15 protein-coding genes and 1 pseudogene are annotated in these 25,059 nt (G+C 63.2%); 2 read left to right on the forward strand and 14 right to left on the reverse strand.

Annotated elements, in window-relative coordinates:
- Positions 1-5 precede the first annotated feature (5 nt).
- The 3 genes from QYH69_RS04740 to edd form a co-directional block, all read right to left on the reverse strand.
- Positions 6-1,379 carry a GntP family permease gene (locus tag QYH69_RS04740; RefSeq protein ID WP_308830743.1) on the reverse strand — a complete coding sequence of 458 codons (1,374 nt, stop codon included), beginning with the start codon at positions 1,377-1,379 and terminating at the stop codon, positions 6-8.
- Positions 1,380-1,664: 285 nt separating this feature from the next.
- Positions 1,665-2,300 carry a bifunctional 4-hydroxy-2-oxoglutarate aldolase/2-dehydro-3-deoxy-phosphogluconate aldolase gene (gene eda / locus QYH69_RS04745; RefSeq protein WP_308830744.1) on the reverse strand — a complete coding sequence of 212 codons (636 nt, stop codon included), beginning with the start codon at positions 2,298-2,300 and terminating at the stop codon, positions 1,665-1,667.
- 11 nt (positions 2,301-2,311) lie between these two features.
- Positions 2,312-4,276 carry a phosphogluconate dehydratase gene (gene edd / locus QYH69_RS04750; protein ID WP_308830745.1) on the reverse strand — a complete coding sequence of 655 codons (1,965 nt, stop codon included), beginning with the start codon at positions 4,274-4,276 and terminating at the stop codon, positions 2,312-2,314.
- A 315-nt stretch (positions 4,277-4,591) separates the two neighbouring features.
- Between edd and QYH69_RS04755 the strand changes: the two genes are divergently transcribed.
- Positions 4,592-5,437: a MurR/RpiR family transcriptional regulator gene (locus QYH69_RS04755; RefSeq protein ID WP_075158148.1), complete on the forward strand. Its 846-nt coding sequence runs from the start codon at positions 4,592-4,594 to the stop codon at positions 5,435-5,437.
- 139 nt (positions 5,438-5,576) lie between these two features.
- Here QYH69_RS04755 and QYH69_RS04760 read toward each other — a convergent pair whose 3' ends face one another.
- From QYH69_RS04760 to bamE, 11 genes and pseudogenes are all read right to left on the reverse strand, one after another.
- On the reverse strand, positions 5,577-13,313 hold the full coding sequence (locus QYH69_RS04760) for a YadA-like family protein (RefSeq protein WP_308830746.1): 7,737 nt from the start codon (positions 13,311-13,313) through the stop codon (positions 5,577-5,579).
- 267 nt (positions 13,314-13,580) lie between these two features.
- Positions 13,581-13,868, reverse strand: a pseudogene (locus tag QYH69_RS36030) (ESPR domain-containing protein); the annotation flags it as partial.
- A 613-nt stretch (positions 13,869-14,481) separates the two neighbouring features.
- The gene (locus tag QYH69_RS04765) at positions 14,482-14,898 is read right to left on the reverse strand and encodes a CopD family protein (RefSeq protein ID WP_308830747.1); all 417 of its coding nucleotides are present in this window, start codon (positions 14,896-14,898) and stop codon (positions 14,482-14,484) included.
- Between the two features lie 48 nt (positions 14,899-14,946).
- Positions 14,947-16,218 carry a glutamate-5-semialdehyde dehydrogenase gene (locus QYH69_RS04770; protein WP_308830748.1) on the reverse strand — a complete coding sequence of 424 codons (1,272 nt, stop codon included), beginning with the start codon at positions 16,216-16,218 and terminating at the stop codon, positions 14,947-14,949.
- 222 nt (positions 16,219-16,440) lie between these two features.
- Positions 16,441-17,607: a DNA polymerase III subunit delta gene (holA, locus tag QYH69_RS04775; RefSeq protein WP_308830749.1), complete on the reverse strand. Its 1,167-nt coding sequence runs from the start codon at positions 17,605-17,607 to the stop codon at positions 16,441-16,443.
- A 34-nt stretch (positions 17,608-17,641) separates the two neighbouring features.
- Entirely contained in the window at positions 17,642-18,193 is a 552-nt protein-coding gene (lptE, locus tag QYH69_RS04780; protein WP_308830750.1) for an LPS assembly lipoprotein LptE, read from the reverse strand.
- A gap of 100 nt (positions 18,194-18,293) precedes the next feature.
- Positions 18,294-20,888, reverse strand: a complete 2,595-nt coding sequence (gene leuS, locus QYH69_RS04785) for a leucine--tRNA ligase (RefSeq protein ID WP_308830751.1) — start codon at positions 20,886-20,888, stop codon at positions 18,294-18,296.
- 219 nt (positions 20,889-21,107) lie between these two features.
- The gene (locus QYH69_RS04790; protein ID WP_308830837.1) at positions 21,108-21,548 is read right to left on the reverse strand and encodes a biopolymer transporter ExbD; all 441 of its coding nucleotides are present in this window, start codon (positions 21,546-21,548) and stop codon (positions 21,108-21,110) included.
- 45 nt (positions 21,549-21,593) lie between these two features.
- Positions 21,594-22,316, reverse strand: coding sequence for a MotA/TolQ/ExbB proton channel family protein (locus QYH69_RS04795; protein WP_308830752.1), 723 nt, complete (start codon positions 22,314-22,316; stop codon positions 21,594-21,596).
- A gap of 255 nt (positions 22,317-22,571) precedes the next feature.
- Positions 22,572-23,369: a 4-hydroxy-tetrahydrodipicolinate reductase gene (dapB, locus tag QYH69_RS04800; RefSeq protein ID WP_308830753.1), complete on the reverse strand. Its 798-nt coding sequence runs from the start codon at positions 23,367-23,369 to the stop codon at positions 22,572-22,574.
- 177 nt (positions 23,370-23,546) lie between these two features.
- A complete protein-coding gene (gene bamE / locus QYH69_RS04805; protein ID WP_308830754.1) occupies positions 23,547-24,395 on the reverse strand; it encodes an outer membrane protein assembly factor BamE in 849 nt (282 codons plus the stop codon).
- A 234-nt stretch (positions 24,396-24,629) separates the two neighbouring features.
- On the opposite strand from bamE, the gene fur reads away from it, so the two are divergent.
- Positions 24,630-25,058 (forward strand): ferric iron uptake transcriptional regulator, encoded by a 429-nt coding sequence (gene fur, locus QYH69_RS04810; protein ID WP_075158160.1) that lies wholly within the window; start codon positions 24,630-24,632, stop codon positions 25,056-25,058.
- Position 25,059: the final 1 nt, after the last annotated feature.

A 25,059-nucleotide genomic window follows, 5' to 3' on the forward strand; every position in this document is an offset into this window, starting at 1 on the left:
ACTCCTCACAGGACGGCCGCGAGTGCGAACGTCAGCCCCAAACCCAGCAACGAAATGATGGTCTCGCACAGCGACCACGTCTTGAACGTTTGACCGACCGTCATTCCGAAGTATTCCTTGATCAGCCAGAAGCCGCCATCGTTGACGTGCGAAAAAATCAGCGACCCGGAGCCCGTTGCAAGCACGAGCAATTCCGGCTTCACGGCAACCGCACCTGCGGACGCGATCGGCGCGACGATGCCGCACGCGGTAGTCATCGCAACGGTCGCCGAACCCGTCGCGAGGCGAATCAGCGCAGCCACCGACCAACCGAGCAAAAGCGGCGACAGATGCGCGGACGTCGCGGTATCGACGATCTGCTTTGAAATGCCGCTGTCCATCAGCACGCGTCCGAAACCGCCGCCCGCGCCGACGATCAGCGTGATCCCGGCGATCGGCGCAAGGCATTCGCCGCAAAATTTCTGGATCTGCTCGCGATCGAAGCCGCGCTGCGCCCCGAACGTCCAGAAGCTGACGAGCACCGCAATCAGCAGTGCGACGTCGGTGTTGCCGATAAAGTGCAGCAGATCATTCGCGAGTGTCTTCGGTGCGAACAGGAGATCGGCCCAGCTGCCGATCAGCATCAGGATAACGGGCAACAGAATCGTAAACAGCGTCACACCGAAGCTGGGCAGTTCGCGCTTGTTTTTCTGTTCGCCTTGATCGTCGAACTGCGCGATGAATTGCGCAGCGAGCGGATTATTTTCCGGCAAGGCGATCTGACGGTGAATCAGCAGCGCGAACAGCGGCCCCGCGACAATCGCCGTCGGCACGCCGACGATCAGCCCATACACAATCGTTCTGCCGATATCCGCGTGATAGGCCTGCACCGCGAGCAACGCGGCCGGGTGCGGCGGGATCAGCCCATGCACAACCGACAGACCCGCGACCATCGGCAAGCCGATCAGCAACAGCGACTTGCCCGTGCGCTTCGCGACATTGAACGCAATCGGAATCAGCAGCACGAAGCCCACTTCGAAAAACACCGGCAAACCGACGATGATCGCGACGAACATCATCGCCCAGTGAATGTTCTTTTCGCCGAACCAGCGTATCAACGTAGTCGCGATGCGCTCGGCACCGCCCGACTCGGCCATCATCTTGCCGAGCATCGTACCGAGCCCCACCACAATCGCGATATGCCCAAGCGTATTGCCGTTGCCGGTCTCGAACGACTTGACGATCGACCCGGCCGGCATGCCGGCAGCCAGTCCCAACAGCAATGAAACGATGATCAGAACGAGGAACGGATAGACCTTGAAGCGCGTGATCATCACGATCAGAACCGCAATCGCGATCACGCCGTAGACCAGCAGCATGCTGCCGTGAACAGCTTCCATGAAGCTCCTCCTATGCGTTATTGGTTTTGAATGCGGTGCCAGAGTGCGGCTGCATGTTACGTACCAGGACGCGAATTTTACTGCGTGAGCGTGCGAGGCATGGGAAGCGCACGCAGCGTTTTGCTTGCCGTTTTGCTTGCGTTTTCGGTTCGCCCTAAATCTGCGCGCGCAACAAAAAAGCCTCGCCTTTTGCAGCCATGCGGCTGCGTCGGCGAGGCTTCATGCGCAATGCAGAGCCTGCTGCTTGGTGAAACAGGTTAGCAGTGAAAGCGCATGACCATCCCATCAATGCGCGGCGAGCGCGGTCGCGGCGCGCGCAAGGCGCGTCACTTCATCCCAGTTTTGCGCGGCAAGCGCAGCCTTCGGCGTGAGCCACGATCCGCCGACGCAGACCACGTTCGGCAACGCGAGAAAGTTCGGCGCGGACTCCGCCGTGATGCCGCCGGTCGGACAGAATCTGAGCGTGGGGAACGGCCCCTGAAACGCTTGCAGCATCGGTACGCCGCCCGCTTGCTGCGCGGGGAAAAATTTCACGATCTCGTAGCCGAGTTCGAGCGCGACGATGATGTCGGTCGGCGTCATGACGCCGGGCAGCAGCGGCAGGCCGGCGTCCTGCGCAGCTTTATGCATGTCTTTCGTGAGCCCCGGCGACACGCCGAACTGCGCACCAGCCTTCTTCGCTAGCGCGCACTGCTCGGGCCTCGTAATCGTGCCGACACCGACGACGATATCTTCCGCCAGCTGGCTCGCGCGCTCGATCGCTTTCAAACCCGATTCGGTGCGCAGCGTGATTTCGAGCACCTTCACGCCGCCCGCATGCAATGCACGCGACACGTGCTCGCCCTGCTCGACCGAATCGAACGCGAGCACCGGAATGACCGGGCCGAGTCGAACGATGTCGCTTACTGTCTTTGACGTCATGGTCACACTCCTTACTTGTGCAATGCGTGGCTGGGTTGGGCGTGCGCGGCTTTGGCGGTGGCGTGCTGCTTCGCTTCGTGATCCGCTGAAGCGTCGGCCTTCGCGCCGTGGCCATGGCTGTGTGCGTCGTCGTGATGCGCGGCTTCGCCCACGAGCGGACCGAACACCGATGCGCCAAGCTCCGCCGGCGCCGCTGACGCGCGGAACACGCCGAATAGTTCGCGACCGAAGCCCACCTCGTTCCCGGCCTGGTGGTGACACACCGCAAGCGGACGCGCTTGCCACTCTGCTTCGTCGATCTCGATGTCGAGTACGCCGGCTTCCGCGTCGATCACGATCGTGTCGCCGGTTCTGACCTTGCCGAGCGGACCTTGCAGCAGCGCCTCGGGCGACACGTGGATCACCGCAGGCACCTTGCCCGACGCGCCGGACATACGGCCGTCGGTGACGAGCGCGACATGAAAACCTTGATCCTGCAGCACGCCGAGCAGCGGCGTCAAACGATGCAGCTCGGGCATACCGTTTGCACGGGCGCCCTGGAAACGAACCACGGCAATGAAATCGCGCTTCAGTTCGCCGTTATCGAATGCTTCCTGCACGGCTTCCTGCGAATCGAACACGATCGCCGGTGCCTTCACCGCACGATGTTCGTGCGCGACCGCGGAAATCTTGATCACGCCGCGGCCGAGCTTGCCTTGCATCAGACGCAGGCCGCCGTCGGGCTGGAACGGCTCCTTGATGCCACGCAGCACCTTCGTGTCGTGGCTTTCGTGCGCGCCCGGCACCCATGTCAGCTTGCCGTCGATGAGCTTCGGCTCCTGCGTGTAATGCGAAAGACCCTTGCCCGCGACGGTGTTCACATCCTCGTGCAGCAGACCGCCTTCGAGCAGATTGCGCACGAGGAACGCCACGCCGCCGGCTGCGTGGAAGTGGTTCACGTCGGCCTTGCCGTTCGGATAGACCTTCGCGAGCAGCGGCACCGCTTGCGACAGCGTGTCGAAATCGTCCCAATCGATGATGATGCCGGCCGCGCGCGCAATCGCGACGAGGTGCAGGGTGTGATTCGTCGATCCGCCGGTTGCGAGCAACGCGACGATGCCGTTCACGACCGCTTTTTCGTCGACCACATGGCCGATCGGCATATATTGGCCACGATCCACCGTCAGATCGAGCACGCGGCGCGCGGCCTGTGCGGTCAGCGCATCGCGCAGCGGCGTGTGCGGATGCACGAACGCCGAGCCCGGCAGATGCATGCCCATCACTTCCATCAGCATCTGGTTGCTGTTCGCGGTGCCGTAGAACGTGCAGGTGCCGTGGCTGTGATACGCGGCCGCCTCCGCTTCGAGCAGTGCGCCGCGATCGCAGCCGCCAGTCGCGAACTGCTGGCGGATCTTCGCCTTGTCGTCGTTCGAAAGGCCGCTCGTCATCGGGCCGGCCGGCACGAAGATGGTCGGCAGATGGCCGAATTGCAGCGCGCCGATCATCAGGCCCGGCACGATCTTGTCGCACACGCCGAGACACAGCGCTGCGTCGAACATGTTGTGCGTGAGCGCAACGGCCGTGCTCATCGCGATCACTTCGCGTGAAAACAGCGACAGCTCCATGCCCGCGTTGCCTTGCGTGATGCCGTCGCACATCGCCGGCACGCCGCCCGCGAACTGCGCGACGCCGCCGTTTTCGCGCGCGGCCGCTTTGATGATGTCGGGGAATGTCTTGTACGGTGCATGCGCCGACAACATCTCGTTGTACGAGGACACGATGCCGATGTTCGGCTGGCCGATCGCCTTGATGGCGAACTTGTCGTTGCCTTCGAGTCCGGCAAAACCGTGCGCGAGGTTTGCGCACGACAGCGCGCCGCGCGCGGGGAAATGACCCTGCGCCTGTTCGATGCGCGCCAGATAGGCGTCGCGCGTCGGTTTGCTGCGCTCGATCACGCGCCGCGTGACCTTCATCAATTGCGAATGCGGGGAAACCATCGATGATGCTCCTTCGTCGCTCTGGCTCGCGGATCCGCCCATGTGACGGCGCTCGTGCCGGATTCGGTATCGCGGGGACACGGCTTGCGTTTCCAGCCGTGAACACGATATTAGTAGAAAAACTACATTGAATCAATGTGGCCGGCGCTGAATTCGATATTCAGTCGATCGGCTCATAAACCGCACCGTCAAAGGCTTTTTACCGCACCCACGCGATGCCAGGGAAATCACCTATGCGGCGAAATGTAGTTTTTGTACCTAATCTACTGATCAGCTATAGTCCATTCGTTTCTTCAGCATAGTGCGAGTTCTCCGATGATGTTGTCCCAGGTGGAAGCGATGCGCGACCAGTTGCGCCCATCCGAACGCAAGCTCGCCGACTACGTGATCGAGGCGCCGCGCGAGGTCCTCGACCTGTCGATGACCGAGGTCGCCGCGCGCGCGGGCGTGAGTCAGCCGACCATCGCGCGCTTTTGCCACGCACTCGGTTTTTCGGGCTTCCGCGAGTTCAAGATCCGGCTTGCACAAGGTATTGCAGCCGACGTGCCCGCCGTCTATCGCGACGTGCGGCCCGATGAACCGGCACCGGGGGTCGCCGCGAAAGTGCTCGACCGTACGATCGGCGCGCTGATCCAGGTGCGCAACAATCTGTCGACGGATAGCGTTGCGGCGGCGATCGACGTGCTCGCGAACGCGCGCCGGATCGAGTTCTACGGCGCCGGCGGCTCGGGCGTCGCCGCACTCGATATGCAGCACAAATTCTTCCGGCTCGGCATGCCGAGCGTTGCCTATTCGGACCCGCATACTTTTCTGATGTCGGCGGCGCTACTCGGCAAAGGCGACGTCGTGGTCGCGATATCGAACACGGGCCGCACGCGCGACATCATCGACGCAGCGAAATCTGCGCTTGCTGCAGGCGCGAAAGTGATCGCGGTCACGCATGGCAATTCGCCGCTCGCGCGGATTGCGTCGATCGGACTCTTTGCAAACGTCGATGAAGACACGGATATTTTTTCGCCGATGACGTCGCGCACCTCGCATCTGGCGATCGGCGACATTCTGGCGGTCGGCGTGGCGCTGCAGCGCGGGCCGGATCTGGCGGAGAAACTGGCCGGTGCGAAGGATCTGATTACGCGCAGGCGGATCGGTCCGGAAGGATAAGTGCCGCATCGCGCGGCGACGGCGCAATAAAAAAGGGCTCCCGAGGGAGCCCTTTTGACCATCTACTGCAAAAATAACTACGCAGATCGTGCGATCCGCGCTCGAGCGGCCATGACTGCACCGCTCTTGCGCCTACCGCTTACCACTGATACGAAGCACCTGCACCGATCGTCGTGCCGTTGCCCGGGGCCATGCCTGCGCCAATCTTCACCTTCAGATTCTGCGTGATGCGAGCCGAAGCGCCGAGCGCGACAGCCTGATAGCCCTTGTAGTTGCCGGTGCCGACGCCGACCGCGATCGTCTTGCCCTGATCGACGTCCGGAATCATCGTCAGCGCGGTTGCCGCGGCGATACCGCCGTAGGCATTCTTCGCGACGGAGTTCACCTGCGACTGCATCGACTTCATGCTCTGGTCGGTGTAGTCCTTCGCCGTCATGCCGTCCGGCAGATCGCCGACGCGCGAGTCCGTGTAGTTATGCGCGTCTGCGACTGCGTCGTTCAACTGACCGACGTTGACCGCATCGGTCGTTTCGGTGCCGGCTGCGACGTTGGTGATTTTCTTGCCACCTGCGTCGTTGTTCCAGCTACCGCCACCGCCCTGGTTGATCACCTGGCCTTCGACGACCGTCACGCGGTTGTCGAGGTTCGTGACCTGACCTTGCAGCGCGGACAACTGACCGAAGTTCACCGCATCGTACTTGCTCGCGCCGTCCGCGACGTTGGTGAGAATCACCGGCGCCGTCGTCGTGCCGCCAGCAAGGCCGCCCAGCGTCAGGCGATCATGCGTCGACGAGTCGTACATCACGGCATCGCCGATGTTGCCCATGTTGTAGTTGATATTGTCGATGCGCGTGTTCGTCGCGTTCAATTGCGACATGTTCACGGCGTCCGTATCCGCTACACCCGCGGCCACGTTATGCAGCGCGACCGGAGCCGTTGCACCCTTGCCGCCGAACGTCACCGAGTCCTTGTCCGCGTTGTCGTACACCACGGCGAGCGATTTGCCCGTCGAGCCGTCGATCACACCGCCGTCGATCAGCGTGTTCTTGATGTCGGTAATGTCACCGGTGTTCTGCGTGACACGGCCATCAAGGTTGCTGATCGCATCGCCGACCGTGTGAACCTTCGTCGAGCCTTCGTTCAGCGAGTACGTCGGAGCCGAGATCGAGCCGTCCGCATTGACCGTCGAGCCGCCGCCCAGCGCTGCCGCCGTGCTGTTGGCCACGGTGTACAGCTGCGAGCCGTTGACCGCGTCCTTGCTGGTCGCGTTCACCGCGCCGGCCTTCACGTTCGCGATCGTCGTACCGGCCGTACCGCCGCCGAGCGTGATCTTGCCCTTCGTCGCGTCGTCGTACGAGACGAACGAGTTCGTCACATTGCCGGACGTATCGATGTTCAGACCCGCCGCCTTCAGTTGCGCCACGTTGACGGCGTCCTTGTCGGCCGAGCCGGCGTTCACGTTCGACAGCGTCGTGCCGTTCGTGCCGCTGAACGTGACCTTGTCGTGCGCCGATGTGTCGTACTTGATGCCATCGACCGAACCGGTCGCTGCCTTCGCATCGACTGCCGCGAGGGCCGAACCGACGTCGCTATACGTGCTGCCTGCCACGTTGTAGCTCGGCTTCCTGATCGTGCCGTCCGCGTTCACCGACGAATTGCCGCCCAGTGCCGCTGCGGTGCTGCTCGCCGTCCCGTACAGTTGCGAACCGTTGACCGCGTCCGTGCTGGCTGCGCTGATGCCGCCTGCCTTCACGTTCGTGATCGTCGTGCCCGCGGTACCGCCACCGAGCGTGACCTTGTCGTGTGCCGACGAGTCGTACATCACCGCATCAGCCATCTTGCCGTTGATGTTCGTGATCTGCGTCGTGAGCGAGCTCACATTCTGGTTCGTCGCATACAACTGCGCGCCATTCACGGCGTCCGTGCTGGAGGCGCTCAGGTCGCCTGCCTTCACGTTGGTGATCGTCGTGCCCGCCGTACCGCCGGCCATCGTGATCTTGGTCTTCGTCGCGTCGTCGTAGGCGACGAACGAGTTCGTCACCGTACCGGACGTGTCGATATTCAGACCCGCTGCCTTCAGCTGCGCAACGTTCACGGCATCCGTGTCCGCCGCACCGGCGTTCACGTTCGACAGCGTCGTGCCGCTCGTGCCGCTGAACGTGACCTTGTCGTGCGCCGACGAGTCGTACTTCACGCCGTCGACCGAACCGGTCGCCGCCTTCGCGTCGACTGCCGCGAGAGCGGAACCGACGTCGCTATACGTGCTGCCTGCCACGGTGTAGCTCGGCTTCTTGATCGAGCCATCCGTGTTCACGCCTGCGCCGCCGCCGAGCGTCGAGGTCACGCCCTTCAACTGCGACACGTTGACCGCGTCGTAGTCTTGCGTACCGGCCGCCACGTTGATGATCTGGCGACGCACGAGGCTCGTGCCCATGCCCGGCACTGCCGAAGAACCGACCGATACCGTGTTCGCACGGTTGTCGTCCGAGCTGTTCGCGCCCAGCACCACGCTGCCTTCCGTGCCGGCGACGATGTTGCTGCCGATACCGACCGTGTTCTTGCCGCCGACCGACACGTTGCTACCGATCGCGACCGAGTTGTCCGAACCCGTGTTCACTTCGGTGCCGTTGCTGCCGATCGCCACCGAGTTGATCGAAGCCGCCGACACCGTCGAACCGATGCCGACTGCAGAGTCCGCACCGACCGCGATGTTCTGGCCGACCGCGACGCCGTTCGAACCGAGCACGCTGACGTTCTGGCCCGCTGCCACTGCGTTGTCCGCATTGGCATGCGCGTTCAAGCCCATGGCGATCGCGTTCTTGCCGAGCGCATCGGTCGGCGTCGACAGCGTCGTCGGGCCGGACACGATCAGCTGATCCGGCGTCTTGCTGGACGTCGCACCGAGCAGCATCGTCGAGGCGCCGAGCATGCCGTTGTTCTTCACACCCGCGCTCGTGATCGCCGCGCCGATGGCCGTATTCATCTGGCCGACCGTCACTGCGTCGCTGATGCTGGTACCGTCCGCGACGTTCACGATACGGCGCTTGCTCGTCGTCGAACCGACTGCGAACGTGTTCGCTTGCGACGTCGACGAACCGTAGCCGATCGCGACCGAGTTCGTCGCCATTGCTCGCGCGTTTGCGCCGATTGCCAGAGCGCCGTCGCCCATTGCCTGGGCAAAGCCGCCGATCGCGACTGCGTCTGCGCCTGCTGCCGTGGCGTCGAGCGCGTTCGTGTCGCCGAACTTGATGTACTTCAGCTTCGGCGCAATTTCCGTCATCGCCGACGACATGTCGGTGATGCGCGTGTCGAGCGCCGTCACAGCGCCGTCGACGCCGTCGACCGTCTTGCCGCCGACCGTGTACTCAGGCATCGAGATCGAGCCGTCCGCGTTGACCGTCGAGCCGCCGCCGAATGCCGCCGCTTCGCTGGAAGCGAGCGAATACAACTGAGAACCGTTGATCGCGTCCGTGCTGCTTGCGCCGACGGCGCCAGCCTTCAGGTTCGTGATCGTCGTGCCCGCGGTGCCGCCTGCCAGCGTGATCGTGCCCTTCGTCGAGTCGTCATAGGCGACGAACGAGTTCGTCACGTTGCCCGATGTATCGACGTTCAGGCCCGCTGCCTTCAGCTGCGCCATGTTGACTGCGTCGGTATCCGCCTTGCCTGCCGACACGCCCTTCAGCTGACGCGCGCCCGCGGTGCCGGTGAAGTCCACCGTCGTGCCGTCGGTTGCCTTCGCCACCGTGATCGTCCTGGTGGCCGCATCCTGCTGGACCAGACCGATCTTGCCGTTGTTGATGTTGTTCGTCAGATTCGTGATCGACGTCGTGTTGCCGGTCGTCGCCGTGTCGATTGCGGCCAGGGCCGAACCTACGTCGCTCTTCGTCTGGCCCTGGACCGTGTACGTCGGCGCCTTGATCGTGCCGTCCGTGTTCACTGCCGCGCCGCCGCCGAGTGCCGTGGCGATGCTATTCGCTTCGCTGTACAGCTGCGAGCCGTTGATCGCATCCTTGCTCGCCGAGCTGACCGCGCCTGCCTTCACGTTGGTGATCGTCGTGCCGGCCGTGCCGCCGCCGAGCGTGACCTTGCCCATCGTCGTGTCGTCGTAGGCGACGAACGAGTTCGTGACGTTGCCCGACGTATCGACGTTCAAGCCTGCCGCCTTCAGTTGCGCGAGGTTGACCGCATCCGTGTCGGCCGTACCGGCCGTTACGTTCGACAGCTTCGTGCCGCTGGTGCCGCTGAACGTCACCGTATCGTGCGCCGACGAGTCGTACTTCACGCCGTCGACCGAGCCCGATGCCGCCTTCGCGTCCACCGCTGCCAGCGCCGAACCGACATCGCCGTATGTGCTACCAGCCACGTTATAGCTCGGCTTGGTGATTTTGCCGTTCGCGTCCACCGATGAACCGCCGCCCAGCGCTGCCGCCGTGCTGCTTGCCGTGCCGTACAGCTGCGAACCGTTGATCGCGTCCTTGCTCGTCGAAGTAACCGCGCCCGCTTTCACGTTGGTGATCGTCGTGCCGGCCGTGCCGCCGCCGAGCGTGACCTTACCCATCGTCGTGTCGTCGTAGGCGACGAACGAATTCGTCACGTTGCCCGACGTATCGACGTTCAGGCCCGCCGCTTTCAGTTGCGCGAGGTTCACGGCGTCCGTGTCGGACTTGCCCGCCTTCACGTTGGCGATGGTCGTGCCGGCCGTGCCGCCGCCGAGCGTAACCTTGTCGTGCGCCGACGAGTCGTACATCACCGCATCAGCCATCTTGCCGTTGATGTTCGTGATCTGCGTGTTGATCGAGCTCACATTCTGGTTCGTCGCATACAACTGCGCGCCATTCACGGCGTCCGTGCTGGAGGCGCTCAGTGCACCGGCCTTCACGTTCGTGATGGTCGTGCCGGCCGTGCCGCCGCCGAGCGTGATCTTGGTCTTCGTCGTGTCGTCATAGGCGACGAACGAGTTCGTGGCATTGCCCGACGTGTCGATGTTCAGACCCGCTGCCTTGAGCTGCGCCACGTTCACGGCATCCTTGTCCGCCGTGCCTGCGTTCACGTTCGTCAGCGTCGTGCCGCTCGTGCCGCTGAACGTGACCTTGTCGTGCGCGGAACTGTCGTACTTGACGGCGTCGGCTGATCCGCTACCTGCCTTGGTATCGACTGCGGCGAGCGCCGAACCGACATCCGTATATGTGCCGCCTGCCACGGTATAGCTCGGCTTCTTGATCGAGCCATCCGTGTTCACGCCTGCGCCGCCGCCGAGCGTCGAGGTCACGCCCTTCAACTGCGATACGTTGACCGCGTCGTAGTCTTGCGTACCGGCCGCCACGTTGATGACCTGGCGACGCACCACGCTCGTGCCCATGCCCGGCACTGCCGAAGAACCGACCGATAACGTGTTCGCACGGTTGTCGTCCGAGCTGTTCGCGCCGAGCACCACGCTGTTCGCGGTGCCGACGACGATGTTGCTGCCGATGCCGACCGAGTTCTGACCGCCGACCGACACGCCGCTACCGATTGCGACTGCGTTCGCCGCGCCGGTGTTGACTTCGGTTCCGTTGCTACCGATTGCGACGGCGTTCTCGGAGGCGACCGACGTGCCCACGCCGATGCCGACGGCGGAGTCCGCGCCGACCGCGATGTTCTGGCCGACTGCGACGCCGTTCGAGCCGAGCACGCTGACGTTCTGACCGGCTGCGACCGCGTTGTCGGCGTTGGCATGCGCGTTCAAGCCCATGGCGATGCCGTTCTTGCCGAGTGCGTCGGTAGGGGTCGACAGGGTTGTCGGGCCCGAGACGATCAGTTGATCCGGCGTCTTGCTGGACGTCGCACCGAGCAGCATCGTCGAGGCACCGAGCATGCCGTTGTTCTTCACACCCGAGCTCGTGATCGCCGCGCCGATGGCCGTGTTCATCTGGCCGAGCGTGACCGCGTCGCTGACGCCGGTTGCGTCCGCAACGTTCACGATGCGGCGCTTGGACGTGCTCGAGCCGACTGCGAAAGTGTTGGCTTGCGTGGTGGACGAGCCGTACCCGATGGCGACGGAGTTCGTACCCATCGCGCGAGATTGCGAACCGATCGCCAGCGTGTTGTCGCCAATTGCCTGGGCGTAGCCGCCGATCGCAACTGCGTCCTGGCCAGACGCGGTTGCATCGAGTGCGCTGGTCTGGCCGAACTTCACGTACTTGAGCTTATCGGAGATTTGGGCGGTCGAAGACGTGGCATCGGTGATGCGCGTGTCGAGTGCGCTAACCGCACCGTCAACGCCGTTGACTGACTTGCCATCGACCGTGTACGTCGGCTTCGAGATGCTGCCGTCCGCGTTGACGACCGAGCCGCCGCCGAGTGCGGCCGCTTCGCTCGACGCCAGCGAGTAGAGTTGCGAACCGTTGACTGCGTCCTTGCTGGTCGCGCTGATTGCGCCCGCCTTCAGGTTCGTGATCGTCGTGCCGGCCGTACCCCCTGCGAGCGTGACCTTGCCCTTCGTGGCATCGTCGTACGATACGAACGCGCCCGTCACGTTGCCCGATGTATCGACGTTCAGGCCCGCTGCCTTGAGCTGCGCCAGGTTCACCGCATCGGTATCGGCCGTGCCTTTCGAGACGCCCTTCAGCTGACGTGTACCCGCCGTGCCGGTGAAGTCCACCGTCGTGCCGGCGGTCGCCTTCGCCACCGTGATCGCTTTGCTCGTCGCGTCCTGCTGGACCAGGCCAACTGCCCCGTTGTTGATGTTATTCGTCAGGTTCGTGATCGACGTCGTATTGCCGGTCGTCGCCGTGTCGATTGCGGCCAGGGCCGAACCTACGTCGCTCTTCGTCTGGCCTTGCACGGTGTACGTCGGCGCCTTGATCGTGCCGTCCGCATTCACCGCCGCGCCGCCGCCCAGTGCCGTCGCCACGCCCTTGAGTTGCGAGACGTTCACCGCATCCGTATCGGCAGTGCCCTTGGCCATGTTCACGATCTGGCGCTGCGTTGACGTGGAACCTACCGACACCGAATTGTCGCGATCCGCCACCGAGCTCGCACCCAATGCCACTGCGTTGGCACCCGTCGCGCTTGCGCTCGTACCGACAGCCGTGCTGTTGCTCGCCTTCACCGAGGCGTTGGCACCCAATGCGGTCGAGGAAGAGCTCTTGGCGTAGGCGCTCGTACCCAGCGCTACCGAGTTCGTGTCAAAGCCAGTCGCAAAGCCGGCGTTGCTTCCGTTGCCGATCGCGATTGCGCCGCTGCCTTCCGAAAACGCGCCCGCGCCCATGGCAATCGAGCTAGCGCCCGAATACAGCGTGCCGGTGTTGGTCGAAGCGCCGTTACCGATGGCGATGGAATTGACACCTTGTCCGGCCGCATTCGTACCGATACCGATAGAGTTGCCCTGCCCGCTGTAACCGGCGCGGCTTGCCGAGGCGTTGGCCCCGATGGCAATGTCGCCGGCAGAATAGGCGCTCGAGTCGGCAGCCGTGGAGTTCACGTGAAAATATTTGATGCCGCCGCCGTTGGTGATGCTGTTCACCGTATTCGTCACGTTCGTGACGTTTGCGTTCGTTGCAAACAGCTGCGAGCCGTTGACGGCGTCTGTGCTCGATGCGCTCAAGGCACCGGCCTTCACGTTCGTGATTGTCGTGCCGGCCGTGCCGCCTGCGAGCGTCACCTTATCGTGCGCCGACGTATCGTACTTAACACCGTCCGTGGAACCATTCGCCGCAATCGCATTGACTGCCGCGAGCGCCGTGCCGACGTCGCTGTATGTGCTGCCCGCCACTTTATACGTCGGTGCCGCGATAGTGCCGTCCGCATTTACCGTCGAGCCGCCGCCCAGCGCCGTCGTCACTCCCTTGAGCTGCGAGACGTTTACTGCGTCCGTGTCAGCCGTGCCCTTCGCCATGTTTACGATCTGGCGCTGGGAGGTACTGCTACCTACTGAAATTGTATTGGCGCGATCGGCCACAGAATTGGCACCAAGCGCTACAGCCGATTGAGCCGTGGTCTGCGCATTAGCGCCCAATGCGATGCCCGACACCGCGTTCTTCACAAATGCATTTGTACCGATCGCGATCCCGTCTGTCGATGCGCTGTCCACAGCGACGATGTTTTCGTAATTGCCGGCAATTCCAATACCACCGGATGCCTGAACAGTAAGCTGGTTACCGAGTGCAGTAGCGTTAACACCAGTCGCGACCGAGTTATACCCCACTGCCGTCGCATCTATTCCCGTCGCCTTAGAGGCATTGCCGTATGCCGACATATGCGGGTCGCTGCCGATCGTGCCGCCGTCCAAACTACCTGCCGCCGCATGATCAGCCAGACCCAGAGCACCTGCTGCGATCGCGACCGCAACAACAGATTTCGACGCTCGTTTCCCACGTCCCTTCGCATTCTCCTGCACTGCCATCCACGTCCCAGTGGATTCATTCCAAACCGACCGATAAGCCTTATTCATCGCACAATCCTAAATATCTCGGAATAACCTTTGCAGCTAGAAAAGACGCAAAAACATCCCGCGGCGCCGAGTAATCGGAGCCATTAGCCAAAGAAAAAAATGGACACTTCAGACCGGCCTCGGGACACGAAAACTCGTGAACCACTGTCGCGTGTCAATCGGCCGAAGCCGGGAGGTGGGACAGGAGAAATTTGAGAAGAGAGAGAATCTGCCCAGCCCATCTACCGCGAGATGAACTTTATGGGACACGCTCTTAAGGGAATATCGGACAACTCCGAATAGGCTTTTGTAAGCTTCGGACGAAGGCAGGAGAAGTAGGACAAAAGGCGCATTGACATTCGCCGACAGCCCGTAATGGCACGGCTTACGTCAGCCACCGGCGCGAGCGCCCGCACCGTCGCTCGGCCAGAAACGCTGTGGCACATCGACGTTAAAACAGCAATTGAAATTTAATTGAAAGGCCAATCAGGCAGGCGGATAAACGCCTTGACGTTCGTCAACCTGAATATGGAGAAATCAGAGGAACTTCTGACGCGCGTCAGAAAACGCTAAAGCTAGATTTGCTAGCTTATATAGCGTTTTCTGACGGCAATTTGGAGCGACAAAAATTGACTTAAAACGGTTTGATAACCACTAACGCCACAGCCGCAAGCATTCCGAGCACGGGAAGCTCATTGAACATTCGATACCATTTATGCGAGCGACGGTTTTCACCGCGCTCGAAGGTCCTTAGCAGCACGCCGCAATACGCGTGATAGATCACCAGCAGCACGACCACGCCGAGCTTCGCATGAAGCCAGCCTTGCCCGCTGCCGATGCCGACCGCGAGCCACAACCAGAGCCCGCAAGCGAGCGCCGGCACGGCGATAAGCGTCATGAACCGGAACAGCTTGCGCGCCATGATGAGCAACCGCGCGATCGCCACCGGCTCAGTCTCCATCGCGAGGTTCACAAAGATTCGCGGCAGATAGAAAAGCCCCGCGAACCATGCAGCGATCAATACGATATGAAACGTTTTGATCCAGAGCATCGACAGTCCTTGTTTTGCGTTCGAAGTCGATTGATCAAGCCAACAAACTCATTGACGTCCTTCGCCGTGCCCAAGCACCACATACTTCAGCGAGGTCAAGCCCTCCAGCCCCACGGGACCGCGCGCGTGCAGCTTGTCGTTAGAGATGCCGATCTCCGCGCCGAGGCCAAACTCGAAGCCATCGGCAAAACGCGTCGAGGCATTCACCATCACGCTCGCCGAATCGACTTCGCGCAGAAAACGCATGGCGCGATCGTGGTCTTCGGTCACGATGGCATCGGTGTGAGCCGAACCGTAGGTATTGATGTGCTCGATCGCTTCATCGAGACCCGCGACAATCCTGACCGCGAGAACCGGTGCGAGATACTCGGTACTCCAGTCTTCTTGCGTCGCATCGACCAACGGCGCGACACCTGCGGTCTCGAGCACCGCACGCGCGGCACGATCCACACGCAACTCGACCTCTTTCTCGCGATAGAGCTTGCCAAGCCGCGGCAAGATCGCCGGTGCGATCTCGCGCGCGACCAGCAGTGTCTCCATCGTGTTGCATGTGCCGTAGCGATGCGTCTTCGCGTTGTCGCAGACGTTCATCGCTTTCGCGAGATCCGCGCGATCGTCCACGTACACGTGGCAAATGCCGTCGAGATGCTTGATCATCGGCACGCGCGCCTCTTCCATCAGCCGCGCAATCAGGCTCTTGCCGCCGCGCGGCACGATCACGTCGACGTAATCGGTCATCGTGATCAGCTTGCCCACTGCGGCGCGGTCCGGCGTCTCGACGACCTGCACGGCTTCCCGCGGCAAGCCCGCGGCGTCGAGCCCTTCGCCGATCAGCTTCGCGAGCGCCGTGTTGCTTTCGAGCGCTTCGGATCCGCCACGCAGGATGGTCGCGTTGCCCGACTTCAAACACAGCGCCGCCGCATCGATCGTCACGTTCGGCCGCGATTCGTAGATGATGCCGATCACGCCCAGCGGCACGCGCATCTGTCCAACCTGAATGCCGCTCGGCCGGTACTTGAGGTTGCTGATCTCGCCGATCGGATCCGGCAGCGCGGCCACCTGGCGCAAGCCCTCGACCATCGTTTTCAGCGCCTTGTCCGACAGCGTCAGCCGATCGACAAATGCCGCGTCTTGTCCTTTTTCGCGGGCGCGTGCGACGTCGCGTGCATTTGCGTTCTTGAGCGACGCCGCATCGCGTTCGATCGCACACGCGATCGATTCGAGCGCGGCGTTCTTCGCCGCTGTCGACGCCCGCGCCATCGCGCGCGACGCCTTGCGCGCGCGGCGACCGAGGTCGGTCATGTACTGGTCGATATCCATGGTGATGTCTCTTCGTGCCGCGCCGCCTTGAGATCGAAGTGCGCGGATGCTGTCAGTTAGCGAACGTTGGAGTGATTGTAAGTCGGGAGCGGCGTTGCGAGCGGGCAGAAGCTCGGTCGGCGCGGCCACGAACAGCCGCCGCGGACCGCCGTGGATCGGCGCTCAGCGACTGCGTAACCGGGTCCACCGCCGACACCGCGCAAGTCATGACAGCCGGAACGCCTACGACGACCGCCGCTCGAACCCGGCGCCCGGCGACGGTCTCCCGCCCGGCGGAATCCGCGGCGCCGCGCTGGCCGGCCGGGCACTTTTGTCCGCCGCCGCCGGCGTCGCAGCGACCGTCATGGCCAGCTCAAACAACCCCGCCCACGGATCAGGCGGCGGATCGCCGGCACGACGCCGTCCCGGCATACTGCCCGACGTGCCCGACAGACCCTTCACCTGCCGGTCGAGCTTCGCAGCGAGGCCCAGCGCCTTCTCCAGCGCGTTTTCGGTGACGCGCGACAGCGCCGGCCCGACCAGTCTTTCGCGCGGCCCCCAGACCCGGTTTTCGCGCAGCAGCATCGCGAGCGGCTTGCCCGCCGCGACGCCACGTTTGATGCGCAGCAGCGTCCGTATCTCCTCGACGACCGCCCACAGCACGAGCACCGCCGCCTCACCCTCGCCGCGCAGGCCATCTAGCATCCGCGACAACCGTGCCACATCGCCTGCGAGCATCGCCTCATTGAGCTTGAACACGTCGTACCGCGCGACGTTCAAAACCGCGTCGTGAATCTGCTCGAACGTGAGCACACCGGCCGGATACAGCAGCCCGAGCTTCTGAATCTCCTGATGCGCGGCGAGCAGATTCCCTTCGACACGCTCCGCCATGAATTGCAACGCGCGCCGACCTTCGTCGCCCGGCGTCACGCGCTGCTGCTGGAGCGCAAGCCGTTGCCCGATCCAGTTCGGCAACTGCGCGCGTTCGACGGGATCGATCTTCAGCGCCACGCCGGCATCGGCAAGCGCGGTGAACCATCCGGCCTTCTGCGTCGCCGCATCGAGACGCGGCAACGTAACAAGCGTCAGCACGTCAGGGTTGGCCGCGCCGGCAAGCGTCTTCAACGCTTCGGCGCCTTCTTTACCGGGCTTGCCCGTCGGAATGCGCAGCTCAACCAGTTGCCGGTCGCCGAACAGCGACATCGACTGACTCGCTCCTAGCAGCGAACTCCAATCGAAACCGCGCTCGACCGTGAACACGTTGCGGTCCGTAAAACCCGCTGCGCGCGCTGCCGCGCGAATCCGGTCAGTCGCTTCCTGCGCGAGCAGATGCTCGTCGCCGTACACGACGTACAGGCCGGCGAGCCCTTTAGCCAGATGCGGTTCAAGCGCGTCAAGTCGCAGTTGCATGGTCAGATTCAGCGGTAAGCAAGGACGAAACCGGTCAAAGCGGCGGCGGCGGCAGCGGCGCGCGCGGCACGACCGCCGGCACGCCCTGCCCCGGCGCCGGATGCAGCGACTTCACGATCGCCAGACGCCGCCACAATTGATCGACCGCGTCGTTACGCATGTCCGCGTACAGAATGTCGGCTTCCGCGGCTTTCGACTGCGAAAACTGATCGCTATATGTCATCGCGCGATTCAACGAAATCACGCTCGACGGAATCAACACGGTGCCGTCCGATCCGACCAGCGTGTAATTGATCGAATACGTCAACGCATATTCCTCGACCACACCGAGCGAATTCAGCGTCAGCACGCTATTGCCGAGCGACTCGGTCACGCGAAGAACCGCGTCCGCATTGACCGGCGAATTGACGATGACGGTGTCGCTGCCGCCCTGAACGATGCGCGTCAGACGCGCGGCGAACGCCGGCGGCGCGCCCGCGATGGCGAGACGCTTGAACGCGTAGTCCGACTGGCCGCGTAGCTGGAAGCCACACGCGGACAGCATCGCTACGCTGCACGCTAGCGTCAGAAACGATCTGCGAGTCACTTTGGCTCCTGGTTCGCAGTTAATTCTTGGCATACGTCGAAAGGCGACGTCGGGCGGCACAGGCGGCGGGTCGCCTGCGCCGCGCTCGCGTTTGCTGCGATCACGCGACGATATTGACGAGCCGGCCCGGCACGATCACCACCTTCTTCGCCGGCCGCCCTTCGCTGAACTTCGCGAACATCTCGTGCGCGAGCGCCGCCTGTTCGATCGTTTCGCGCGGGGAGTCCCTGGCGACCATCAGCGCGCCGCGCACCTTGCCGTTCACCTGCAGCACGAGCTCGATCTCGGCCTGCTCGAGCGCTTTTTCGTCGACCTTCGGCCACGGTGCATCGAGCAGCGCGCCGAACTCGTCCGCGTAGCCGAGTTCCTGCCACAGCTGGAACGTGAGGTGCGGCACCACCGGATACAGCACACGAAGCAGGATGCCGTACGTCTCGCGCAGCACGGCCGCCTGCGCATTGCGCGCGCCTTCGATCGCGTTGAGCATCTTCATCGCGGCCGAGACGACGGTGTTGTATTGCAGCCGTTGATAGTCGAAATCGGCCTGCTTCAGCACGCTGTGAATCTCGCGGCGCACGGTTTTCTCGGTGTCCGCCAGTTGCGATGCGTCGAACGATACGCGCTCGCGCAGCGCCGCGTGATTCGCATGCGCAAACGTCCATACCCGGCGCAGAAAGCGGCTCGCGCCTTCGACGCCCGCGCCCGACCACTCGAGTTGCTGTTCGGGCGGCGCCGCGAACATCGTGAAGAGACGCGCGGTATCGGCGCCGTATTGATCGATGAGCACTTGCGGGTCGACGCCGTTGTTCTTCGACTTCGACATCTTCTCGACGCCGCCGAGCTCGACCGGCTGGCCGTCCGCATTGAGCGTCGCGCCGACCGGACGTCCCTTGTCGTCGTGCGCGACGGTCACATCGGCCGGGTTGTACCACGTCTTCTTGCCGGACCTGTCTTCGCGATAGAACGTCTCGTTGAGCACCATGCCTTGCGTGAGCAGGTTCTTCGCGGGCTCGCCGAACTTGACGATGCCGAGGTCGCGCGAGACCTTCGCCCAGAAACGCGAATACAGCAGGTGAAGAATCGCGTGCTCGATGCCGCCGATGTACTGGTCCATCGGCATCCAGTAGTCGGTGCGCGCGTCGACCATCGTCTTCGCGTCCGGTGCCGCATAGCGATAGAAGTACCACGCGGAATCGACGAACGTGTCCATCGTGTCCGTTTCGCGCTTCGCGGCGCCGCCGCACTTCGGGCACGCGCAGTTGACGAACGCTTCCGACTTCGCAAGCGGATTGCCCGTGCCGTCCGGCACGAGGTCCTCGGGCAGCACGACCGGCAGATCCTGCTCGGGCACCGGCACATCGCCGCACGTCGGGCAGTGGATGATCGGGATCGGCGTGCCCCAATAGCGCTGACGCGAAATACCCCAGTCGCGCAGACGATACGTAATCTGCTTGTCGCCGACGCCAAGCGCTTTCAGATCTTCCGCGATCGCATCGACGGCCTGCGAATAGTTGAGGCCGTCGTATTTGCCGCTGTTGATCAGCGTGCCGTTTTCCTTGTCGCCGTACCACTCCTGCCATGCGTCGGTTGAAAAGCTCTGGCCTTCGACTGCCACCACCTGCTTCACCGGAATGCCGTACTTCTTCACGAACGCGAAGTCGCGCTCGTCGTGCGCAGGCACGCCCATGACCGCGCCTTCGCCGTAGCTCATCAGCACGTAGTTGCCGATCCACACTTCGACCTTTTCGTGCGTAAGCGGATGCGTGACGTAAAAGCCCGTCGCCATGCCTTTCTTTTCCATCGTCGCCATGTCGGCTTCGGCGACGCCGCCGTGCTTGCATTCGTCGATGAACGCCTGCAGTTCGGGCCTGCCCTGCGCGAGGCGCGTGGCAAGCGGATGCTCGGCGGCGATCGCAGCGAACGTGACGCCCATGACCGTGTCGGCGCGCGTGGTGAACACGCGCAGCAGCTTCTGCTCGCCGTCGATCTCATACGGGAAGCCGAAATTCACGCCGAAACTCTTGCCGATCCAGTTCTGCTGCATGACCTTCACGCGCTCGGGCCAGCCGAGGCCTTCGAGGTCGTTCAGCAGCTCGTCCGCGTACTGCGTGATCCGCATGTAGTACATCGGAATCTCGCGCTTCTCGACGACGGCGCCGGAACGCCAGCCCTTGCCGTCGATGACCTGCTCGTTCGCGAGCACCGTCTGATCGACCGGGTCCCAGTTCACCGTGCCGGTTTTCTTGTACGCGATGCCCTTCTCGAGCATCTTCAGGAACAGCCACTGGTTCCACTTGTAGTAGTCGGGCTTGCAGGTGGTGACCTCGCGCGACCAGTCGATCGCCAGACCCATCGACTGCATCTGCCCCTTCATGTAGGCGATGTTGTCGTAGGTCCACTTCGCCGGCGGCACGTTGTTCGCCATCGCGGCGTTTTCCGCCGGCATGCCGAACGCGTCCCAACCCATCGGCATCAGCGTGTTGTAGCCGTTCATCCGCAGATAGCGGTACATCACGTCGTTGATCGTGTAGTTGCGCACGTGCCCCATATGCAGCTTGCCCGACGGATACGGCAGCATCGACACGCAGTAGAACTTGGGCTTATTGGCGGTTTCCGTCGTCTTATAAGCGTCGGTTGCGCGCCATTGGGCTTGCGCGGCAGCTTCGACGTCGGAGGGGATGTACTTTTCGTGCATGGTTGGGTGGTGTCGCTGGGTCCGGGGCGGCTGCGACGGACCGTGCTCGGCTAGTGGAATGTCGTTTATTCCCCGTTCTCTGGGGAAAACGCTGATTATACCGTTCACTGCGCCGTTCACCGCGCCGTTCACCGCGCATGCAGCCCGCGCGGACAGTGCGCGACGGGCCGTCGATCGGTCGCTGGCCGTCAGGGTGAAAGCGCGACCCCGACGCGCCGCTCAGAATCCGGCGCCGCCCGAAGCCGCAACGGGCGGCTGCGTCACAAAGCCAATCCGCTCGAGCCCTGCCTGCTGCGCCGCGCTCATTACCTGCGCGATCACCTCATACTGCGTGGTCCGTTCGGCGCGCAGATGAATCTCCGGCTGCTGCTTCTGCTTGCCCGCTGCGTCGAACCGCGCGCGCATCTGGTCGAGCGTAACCGGCTTGTCGTCCCAGTAGATCTTGCCCGCTGCGTCGATCGAGAGCGTCACCGTTTGCGGCGTCTCGCGTGCCTCGGACGCGGCCACGCGCGGCAGATCGAGCCGTATCGCATGCGTGAAAAGCGGCGCCGTGATGATGAAAATGACGAGCAGCACGAGCATCACGTCGATCAGCGGGGTCATGTTGATGTCCGCCATCGGCGCGGCCGTCTTGTGCCTGTCGAGTCCGCCGAATGCCATGTCGTTCATTCTCCGCGTGGTTGCGGGACTGCGCTAACGCCCGTGCTACTGGTGCGCGGTCGCGTTGCGGCTCGCCGCGTGTTCGACCGCATCGCGTGGCGGCCGTTCGGCCGGCGCGCACACGTACGCATGCAGGTCATGCGCGAAGCCGTCGAGCTCTTCCGACAGCTGCCGCACGAGGCGCCCGAGCACGTTGTAGGCGAGCACTGCCGGAATCGCGACCACGAGCCCGAACGCCGTCATGATGAGCGCCTCGCCGACCGGCCCGGCGACATTCCCGATCATCGCCTGCCCGCTTTCGGCGATGCTGCCGAGCGCGTGATAGATGCCCCAGACGGTGCCAAGCAGACCGACGAACGGCGCGGTACTGCCCACCGACGCCAGCAGCACCTGTCCAAACTCCAGCCGCCTCTGCGACCTGCTGAGCGCCTCGCGCAACGCGCGCAGCACGCGCTCGCTGCGCTCGACGCGTGCGAGCATCGCGCCCGGCGTTTCGATTTCCGACGCGCGCAGCGCCGCTTCCGCGAGCGGCGTGAAAACGCGCTCGCTATCGGCGCGCCGCAGCGCGACGAGGCCGTCGGATAACGCCGAAGCCTGCCAGAAAATCGCGATCGCCCGCGACGCTTGCTGCTTCGCGCGCCCGAGCATCCAGCCCTTGACGATCAGGAAACACCAGCTGGCAACCGACATCGCCGCCAACACATAGGCGACGCCATGCGTGATTGCATCGCTGGTTTGCAGGTAATGGAGGATGCCGGTGCTTGCCATCTGACCTCGCTGTTTGAAAGGGCGAATGCGGACGCTTCGCGTGACGCAGCACACAGCGCACGGGCGGCGATGCCGCAAACGCAGATCATGGTGCCTCGAGGCACGACCCGCCGCGTAACGAACGTAGCGGACGTAGCGCGCACGGCGCACGCAACGCACGAAACGGACGCGACGCGCGCGCGAAACGGGACGCAACCGAAACGAAACAGGACGCAACCGCGGCGCGCTCGACGTGCGCCACGCGCAAAGGCCCGCCTAACGAAGCCCGAGCACGTCCTGCATATCGTACAGACCGCTGTCACGCTGCGCGAGAAACCGTACCGCGCGCAGCGCCCCTTGCGCATACGACAACCGGCTCGCCGATTTGTGCGTAATTTCGATGCGCTCGCCGGTGCCTGCAAATAACACCGTATGGTCGCCGACGATATCGCCGCCGCGAATCGCGGAAAAGCCGATCGTCGACGGGTCGCGTTCGCCGGTTACGCCATGCCGACCATACACCGCGCAATCGTCGAGCGTGCGGCCGAGCGCGTGGGCGATCGTTTCGCCCATCGTCAGCGCGGTGCCCGACGGCGCATCGACCTTATGGCGATGATGCGCCTCGATGATCTCGATGTCGTAGCCTTGCGCGAAATGGCGAGCGGCGAATTCGAGCAGCTTCAGCGTCACATTGACGCCGACGCTCATGTTCGACGAAAACACGATGCCGGTCTTTTCGGCCGCCGCACGCAGATGCGCTTTTTGCGGCTCATCGAAACCGGTCGTGCCGATAATGAGCTTCACGTTGTGACGCAGCGCCGCGTCGACATGCGCGATCGTCCCTTCGGGACGCGTGAAGTCGACCAGAAAATCCGACTTCGCGAGCACGCCGTCGATATCGTCCGACAACACGACGCCCGTCTGCTTACCGAGGAATGCGCCCGCGTCCTGGCCCAACTGCGGCGTACCGGCGCGATCGAGCGCGCCCGAAAGCGTCATGTCAGATTCGTTGAGAACGGTTTCGATGAGCATGCGGCCCATACGGCCCGATGCGCCGGCAATGGCAATGTTCATGGCTGACTCGGTAACGTGTCTCGCGACGTGACGCGGCATGGGATCTGACAGCCGCGCCGCTGCATGTTCGGCAATACGGGAACGGACCGCTAAATGGACCGCAGAAAGCGGACCACACAAGCCGGACCCTGCAAGGCGGACCAGAAAAGGCGCCGCCCGTTCCCGACAATCAGATAATCACGACGCCGGCTGTGATTGCGGCTGCGCCGGCGTCTGCGGATTGCTGCTCTGCGGACCGGTTGGCCCGACCGGGTTGTCCTGCGGCACGCCCTGAATTTGCGGCGGCGGCGGACGCTGGAAGTGGAACTGCGGCTGACCCGGCGCCGTCGCCCCTTGCGGCACGCCACCGTTCGACTGCGGCGTACCCGCGCGCACCGACGGCGTCGTACCCGCAGCCGGCGCCTGCACCGCGTTGGTCAGCCGGTTCGCTGCCTGGGCCGCCTGCGCGTTCGGGTCTTCTGCCGGCAAACTGCCTGCCTGCGCCGCTTCGGCGGTGGGTGAAAGCACCGTATCCGGCGATGGCGTAGCAGGCGGCTGCGGAGCCGCCGCAACGCCCGCTGACGCGCCGGAAGCCGCCGCGGCCGGCGCGCTCGCTGCGCTTGCCGCAACCGCTGTCGCGCGCTTCTTCTTGCCCGACTTATCGCCGTCGATATCGGCGAGCAGCTCGAGATTCGACGGCAGATCTTCGCCGCCCGACCAGCTGGCGACGCGGTCGTTCGCAAAAATCACGATGAAATCGCGCTGCTGGACGATCGACGTCGAGCCGCGCTTGAAATAGAAGAGGTAGTCCCAGCGGTCCGCGTGGAACATGTCCGTCAACAACGGCGTGCCGAGCAACTGACGCACTTGCGCGCGCGACATGCCGACCTGCATTTGCGCGGCGGCTTCTTTCGACACGAAATTGCCCTGCACGACAGTAATGCGGTACGGCGTGATGCTCTGCGCGATTTTCTGCGTCACGCTATCGTATGTGGAACACCCGGCAACCAGCGCCACGGCCGCCGCGGCCAGCAAGGTACTCCGCATGCGGCTCCCCCGGTAGAACAATACAGATTTTGGAATCATTTCCCTCACCGTGCGGGCTCTGTCTGCCATGAAAATCAGAGCCATGTATCAGAGCGATGTATCAACGCCATGCATCAAAGCCATGAAGCGGAGCGGCTACGAGCCACGTAGGTTTGCAAGTTTCCGTCGAAGATGACCTGAACGGCAAATCCAATTACTATTGAACCCTGCATTGTACTCTAGGGATCCCTTGCCATGACCAATCCAACCGATCTCAAGAATATCGGGCTCAAGGCGACCCTACCGCGCCTCAAGATTCTTGAGATCTTCCAGCACAGCCCCGTGCGTCACCTCACGGCGGAAGACGTGTACCGGAATCTTCTGCACGAAGAACTCGATATCGGCCTCGCGACCGTGTATCGCGTGCTGACGCAATTCGAGCAGGCCGGACTGCTGACGCGCAGCAATTTCGAATCGGGCAAAGCGGTTTTTGAGCTGAACGAAGGGACGCACCACGACCACCTCGTCTGCATCGATTGCGGTCTTGTCGAGGAATTCTTCGACCCCGAAATCGAGAACCGCCAGCAGGCCATCGCGAAGCAGCGCGGTTTCCGGCTGCAGGAACATGCGCTCGCGCTCTATGGTGCGTGCACGAAGGAAAATTGCCCGCATCGCAAGCATTGAC

Origin of the sequence: Paraburkholderia sp. SARCC-3016 (assembly GCF_031119615.1) — a bacterium.
GTDB lineage: Bacteria > Pseudomonadota > Gammaproteobacteria > Burkholderiales > Burkholderiaceae > Paraburkholderia.